Source organism: Paenibacillus sp. EPM92, from assembly GCF_016586185.1.
GTDB lineage: Bacteria > Bacillota > Bacilli > Paenibacillales > NBRC-103111 > Paenibacillus_G > Paenibacillus_G validus.
Genome location: NZ_BCPS01000030.1, coordinates 25,380 through 32,857 on the forward strand (window position 1 = coordinate 25,380; position 7,478 = coordinate 32,857).

1 protein-coding gene is annotated in these 7,478 nt (G+C 49.7%); it reads left to right on the plus strand.

What is annotated here, in order from left to right:
- The first annotated feature begins 1,491 nt into the window (after positions 1-1,491).
- Positions 1,492-7,461: an S-layer homology domain-containing protein gene (locus tag JMF85_RS27945; protein WP_236595747.1), complete on the plus strand. Its 5,970-nt coding sequence runs from the start codon at positions 1,492-1,494 to the stop codon at positions 7,459-7,461.
- The last annotated feature ends 17 nt before the right edge of the window (positions 7,462-7,478 follow it).

Genomic DNA, 7,478 nt, shown 5'->3' on the forward strand with positions numbered 1-7,478 from the left:
TCCTTATTCACCAGACAGACTTAAGGCTGACCGGTTACATTAAAAATGGTTAGCGCCGTATAACCTGGCGCCTGAGCAAAAAAATGGTGATGATGCTTCTTTGAGAACAAGATGGTCTCACGCAAAATGAAATCGCAGAAAAACTGGTCAAGGATAAAACGAACGTTGCGCGTAGGGTGTTCCATCTTGAACAAAAAGGTTTTACCCGCCCGCAGACAAAGCCCCGAAAACGATCGCCGCTCATTAAGGGTTTACTAGGCTCGAACGTGAAATAGGCCATTTCCATAGCATCCCCTATCGTATTCATCGGATTCAACGCTAGTTTTTTCTAATTACTGCTATAAGGGCGCGCGTCAGATAGCGATTCGGTTTTCTGTTCTTGAAATTTTAATAGAAAGACCGTCTGCAGTAGAAGACGTCTCCGGTGATCCTGTTCGTGCAGTACACATCCAACGGAGACGTCCTTTTTGTTTCTTATTATTTACAATTTATTTAATTGGATTAACATCTTATTTTACAAATCAAATCTAAGCTATAAATAGGCTGCTGAACGAAGAGAACATCTAGGAGCAAGTTTTGAGAATCTTCATATCAAATTCATATGCATGGAAATTGGAGAGAACGGATCAACAACCGTGCATGCGGAACTGACGACATGTACAATCCGTAGGCGAACCAAGCGAATCCAACACTGATGCAGAGCGACTTTGTCCCCTTTCGGCTGTCGTCTAAATCCTGACAATCGGTAGCTCAAGCTGGCGAGGATTGCCTGGGGCAAATGCAGACCGGAAGGATGATCAAGTATTTCAAAAAGTCATTCAAGGGACAAGGGGCAGCGTCCGCAACGGATGACGCTAGGGCTTTGGGGCGCTTATTATCCAGGAGCGGATGCTGCTGTCGGAGCGCGAGACGGTAGAACAAATCGTCGATAACCCGTATTTGCCATATTTCTTCGGTCTGTCCGGTTATCGGGAGAAGCCGCCGTAAACGGCTCGGGGAATCGGTCATCGCCGAAGCGAACGAATCGGTGGTCCCAAGGCGAATACATACCGAGAGAGGGCCTGAGCCGCTTATCACGCTGTGGTCAGATACCAAGCACTGCGGTGAGGGAATCGGCAAACCTGTGACATTCATCCGGCGAACCCTGCGCATCATGGAAGAGTTGACGGCCTTGAGACAGCTCGCCCATCTTCAGGAGTTGTATCGCCAGCAATTCTCGATGTATACTGCGCGGTCCTACCAGATGGAGGATCGTCTTGTTTTGCATTCATCAGCCGCATGTCGTTCCGCGTGCGAGGGAAAGCCAAGGCACAGTTCGGAACCGCACCGTCCGTCAGACCGGTAGTTCCCCAGGACAAAATGACTGTATCAACGTTCGTTCAGCAAGCCCCAATTCAATATGAAGCAGATCAAAATGAAGAAATAAGAAAGAAGGTAGGAAGAGTGGAAGGTCACTGTCAATCAAGGCGCTTCAAGAAACAGGTATCATGGTTGCTTATTGTCGCATTAATCGTCCAGTATTGTTTAACAATCGTCCAGACGGTTAGCTTTGCGGAAAATGGAAAAGCAGAAATCGTTACCGATCAAAAAGTGGCAAGCGGCATTACGTTTCGTCAAACGAACTATTCCGATTTTAACGGCGAACAAGGAAAGAAAGAACAGGCTTTTATCTTGACGGCTGATATGAACGATCCAACGGTGAATATCATTTCTTCCAAAGCGAAGGACAAAGTGCTGAAGCTGGAAACCGTCTCGGAGCAGATTGCCAGAGAACAGTTCAAAGGTCAAAACGTCGTCGCCGGTATAAACGGAGACATGTTCAATATTTCCTCGGGTACGCCGACTTACGGCACGCCCATCGGTCTTCAGGTAAAAGACGGCTATTTGATTACCGGCTTCGATCAGAAATCGGCGGAGGGACGGTATCCGGTCTTTGCCGTTACCAATAACCGCAAGCCAATGATTGGTTACGTATCGCTGGACGCGAAGCTAACCGTCGTGGATTCGGTGTATGAAAGTGTATACGGTATACCAAACCCGAATAAAATAGCCGTAATCGACACGTTGAACCGTATAGATACCGCTACCATGGGGAACAAAATGATTCTCGAAACTCCTCAGCTTGCTGATAGCCCAACCGTATCATTTACGGATGCACAAGCAGCCAATGGAGCGCTGACAGTTTTGAAAAATATTCAGGGCTCCGACAACGGCCAGGTGAAGCTCGGTCAGGTGTACGAAGCGGAGGTTGTTTCGGTCGGGTCAACGTCCAGCAGCTTCAAAAGTATCGCCATACCCGTTGATGGCATGGTGCTGGCAAGCCAGGGGACCAAAGCGACATGGATAAAGAATAACCTTAAAGCTGGGGATAAAGTACGATTTTCTTTTAACCTGACCGATTTGAACGGCAACCCGTTGGAGCTTGCGGAAGCCGTCACATCGTGGGGGATGTTGGTCGAGAACAACCATGCTTATACGGAGCAGGAGTTAATTGCAAAGTACGGCAACGCTGCTTTGATTCAAGGGGCTGATAAAGCCCGAACCGCTATCGGCATAACCAGCGATAACAAGGTCGTGGCCCTCGCGGTGGATGGCGGTGGAGCAGCGAAGCAAAGCTACGGCATGACGCTGCCGGAAATGGCCGCGATGATGAAGGATTTGGGAGTGGTATCCGCAATCAGCTTGGATGGTGGCGGTTCGACCCAGATGAACACCCGCTTGTACGGGGATAAGCAAGTAAGGGTTGCGAACAACCCTTCGGATGGCAGCGAGCGTATAGTGACAAATGCCATTCTGTTTACTTCCAGTGCGACTAAAACGAATGCGGTTCATGATTTGAAAGTCGATCAAGATCTGATGATTTATAAAAATAACTCCTTTACCTTTAAGGTCAGAGGCACAGATCAAGGCGGCAACCCCGTCGATATTGCTAATGCCGATATAGAATGGAGCGTTCGTCCGACAGACGGCGGAATATCTTCCGGGTCGATCGATCAGAACGGGGTTTATCGGGCGGGCGCGATGCCTGTGACGGAAGCCGTTTATGCCCAAATCGGATCCGTTCAGGGATTCGCAAGGGTGACAGTTGTCGATTCGGTATATTCGATTGGCTTGACCGACAGCGGAACAGTCGCTCTGGAAGCCAATAAGCCCAAAGCCTTTACTCTGGCAGCCTCGACGGAAGATGGAAAGCCTATCGTCATTTCCAACGCTTCCGCAGAATGGTCGGTAACGCCGGCTTCATTAGGAACATTTGATGAGAATGGGGTTCTGACAACGGCGGATACGACGGGTTCAGGAATAATCAAAGCCAAGATCGGAGATAAGGAAACGACTCTTTCGATCATTGTCGGTCAGAAAGCTCAATTGATCGATGGTTATGAGCAAAACGACCCTTCCCGATATTATATTGACGGATATGTGGGAGGGACTCATGAGATTTCAACCGAGCAGGTCAAAAGCGGCTCTTACAGTTTAAAGGTGAATTACGATTATGCCAAGTGGACGAAAGTATATAACGGCACGATCAACGTCCGCACCTATCCGGCTGCAAAGGGCAGCGGGTATACGACGACCATTCGCCCTAAAAAACTCGGCATGTGGGTATATGGCGATGGGAAGGCGCCTTGGTTGCGCGCGATTATTACAGATGGCACCGGGGCCAACCGAACGCTCGACATGGCTTCCAGCATTTATTGGACGGGGTGGAAATATGTAGAGGTTCCTATTCCTTCCAACGTGCCGATGCCGATTACCTTGAACTATTTCTATATGGTAGAAACGAATAAAAGTTTGAATTACAAAGGCACCGTTTATTTTGACGACATCCGGTTCTCCTACACCGACGATGAGGATTTGAAGGAACCTGCATATAGCAACGTCTCTCCTTCGGCAGCAACAGTCTATTCGGCGGAGATTCCGTTCTTTGTGACGTTAACGGATGAAAAGACAGGCATCGACCCGGCCGGCATTGCGGTTAAGATGGACGGTCAACCGGTCACCATTGGGGATGGCGAAGACCAGGCGCATTTTGACACCGACACCGGTATTCTTACGTATACCGCGAAAGCTCTATCCGAAGGTCCTCATACTTTTGTTGTAGAGGCCAGCGACAAAGCGGGAAATCGCATGAACCCGCCGCTGACCAAGAACGTGATGGTGAATTTGCAGCCTGATGTGGCCCCTCCTGTTATTTCCGGCTTACTGCCGCTGGACGGAAATACGTTAAAGCTGTCCCGTCCAAAGCTTAGCGCTCAAATTAAAGACGTTCAGTCCGGTGTTAACGAAGCGGATGTTCGCATGACATTGGACGGACAGGACTTGCAAGTGTATTATGACCCGTCCAATGGTTGGGCCTATGCTCTCCCGGATACCGCGCTATCTGTCGGCTCTCATACCTTTACTGTAAACGCCAAAGATAAAGCGGGCAATGTTGCGGAAAGCCAGAGCGTCACGTTTACCGTTGTCGATTTTGCCCAGCCGTCAAATCCTGGCAAATTCGCTTTTTCCGTTACATCCGATACGCATGCGACAGGATTCGCGCCGCTGATCTTCGACAGGATCAACAACGACGACTCGGAATTGGTCCTTCAAAACGGAGATTTGGTAGATAACGATAATGCGGCCCAGTGGACTACCGGACGGAATCAGATTGCGCTATTAAACAAGCCGTATATGATTTCTCCAGGGAATCATGAAGGGTTCAACGGATCTCTGACCAACTACTATACCTATTTCGGAGTTCCGACCTACAGCTTTGAGTACGGGAACACCCTGTTCATATCGCTGAATAGTGCATTAGGCCAAAGCATTTCGGGTCCTGATCCGACACAGTTCCATTATTTGCAGCGTGTGTTGAACGAAAATACAAAGCCGAATGTAGTCATTTTTACGCATAATCCGACGCGGGATACTTTCGGCACCGCACACCAAATGCTGGAAAGCGATGCGGACCGTCTGGAAAAGATGCTCGGCGAGTATAAAGCGGCGAATCCGGAGAAGTCGGTTAATGTCATTTTCGGCCATCTTCATGTCTCTCAATCCTGGATGAAGGACGGAGTCACTTACACTATCTCGGGCGACGGAGCGCTGAAAAAGTATGTGACTCCTGCCAACGGCGGTTTTCTAAGCTACACGCAGTTTAAGGTGGATGGAACGAACGTGACCCATAAATTCCTTCCGCTGACTCAAAAAATTACGGTCATGGATGATGCGATTCAGAATAACGGACGATTGACACTGCCGCAAGGGGTCAAACGCACCTTAAACGTCTATGGTGACTTTTCTGCTATCACGGCAGATTATTTGGTGAATTTGAGCAAGTTTGCTGATGTTGATAAAAAGTTCACTTCTTCGGACGACCGTGTGGTGTCGGTTTCCGAAGCCGGGGAATTGACCGCCCATCAGGTAGGTACTGCTGAGGTCACTATTACGGTTTCGGGAGTAACGACTACCTTGCCTGTAGAGGTTGTCGATCAGAACGAAGTGGTCCCGATTCGCATGACTCTTTCGCCCAACCAGGATTCACTGAACGGAAATGAGAAGCTGGTATTCGGCGTAACAGGCTACGACGTATTCGGCAATACGTTTGCGATCGATAACAGCAAGGTGAATTGGAGCGTTATCGAAGGTATCGGCCAAGTGAACAACGGTGAATTTACAGCCGCAGAGCTGACGCAAGATACGACCGGAACGGTCGTTGCGGAGTTCAACGGTATGAAGGCTCAGGCAACCCTTATAGTCAACAAGACTGTAAAGCCGGTAGAAGACCGGACACCTCCGGCCGTGCCGACAGGGCTGCATGCCGAAGCAGGCAACCGAAGTGTGACTTTGTTCTGGGATGCCAACCGGGACGAGGATTTGAAAGGCTATTGGATTTACGATGGCTCCGATACACCTGTTTTTGTGGAAAAAGGGATTACCAGCAAGACGTTTGTCAATTTGGAAGCAGGCAGGGCCTATGTATTCCGAATTGCGGCAGAGGACCAAGCGGGCAACCTTTCCGCACAAAGCGAACCGGTTGAATCCGTTCCGGCGATGGATGATGCGGGACAAGATCTTACGTCTCCGGTCTGGGTGAATGGGGAGCTGAAAGCAGCGAAAGTTACGGAAACCGGTCTGCGATTGGAATGGACGCCAGCTGAGGATGATACGGCAGTGGAGGCATACCGGATTTATTTGGACGACCAGATGCTTGCCGCCGTTTCCGGCAGCACGAATGTATATGAGGTAACAGGTCTTGCATCCGGCAAACTCTATACATTCCGAGTGGAAGCGGGGGACAAGGCGAACAACTGGAGTACGGAGGGTCTGACCCTTCAAGTGAGAACAAAGAGTGCTGGCAGCAGCGGCGGCGGCTCTGGCGATCCTTCCGCACCTGCAACGAATCCAGCCGGACTTTATGCGCCCAAGTCGGAGGATCTGACCGTTCAGAACGGAAGGGTCAAATTGGATATTCCGCAAGGCACAGAAGTCGTTGCGCTCCCGGTCAACGTGGCAGAACGGATTGGCCAGCAATCCTCCGTCGTTCTTGAGAGCGGCGAGTTGAAGATGACCATCCCTTCATCGGTGCTGGCTTCAGCCGCCAAGTTTTTGCCGCCTGGTGAAACCGACGGAAGAATTGAAGTGAAGATGAGGGCTGTTTCTGCGGCGCCAAATCTGGAATTGTCTGAAGGCGGTCAAACCTATGAACTTACCATTGAGGCTGTAACCAAGAACGGAGAGACTTCCCGTCTCAGCCAGTTTAATACGCCGATTACTATTCATATTTCTGCTCCACACGTGAAAAACCCCAAATTGGCAGGAATCTACTACATTAGTCCTGAAGGGGAGTATACGTTTATCGGGGGAACGTATGAAGAAGGCGGCTATACGGCCGAACTGAGCCATTTTAGCACTTATGGCGTTTTCGAATATACGAGGACGTATCAAGACGTGCCGGCAACCCATTGGGCGTTCTCTATCATTCAAGAGCTTTCCTTTAAGGGGATTGCAGACGGGAAAGCCGATAACCGTTTTGCACCGGACAGCAATGTCACCCGGGCAGAATTTGCGGCGTTTCTCGTAAGGACGCTTGGCGGTAAGGCGGAACCCTCCGGCTCTCCTTTCGAGGATGTGAATAACGGAGATTGGTATACAGAAGCGGTTCATGCTGCTTACGGCATGGGACTTGTTCAGGGGACTTCCCCTAACCGTTTTGAACCAGATCGTTTCATCACCCGTGAAGAAATGGCGGCCATGATCGTAAGAGCGATCGAAAAGAAAACCGGAACGAAACTTGCCGAAGGAAGATCTGATTTCCAAGACGGAAATCAGATCAGCCAATGGGCTGAACAGGCAGTCAATCAGGCTGCTGCATTGAAATTAATTGAAGGTCGAGGCAATGGTCTGTTTGTTCCGAAAGGAATCGCTACGCGCGCAGAAAGCGCCAAACTGATCCTATTGCTCATGCAGCAGAAGTAAGTAGACATAAAAAAGTC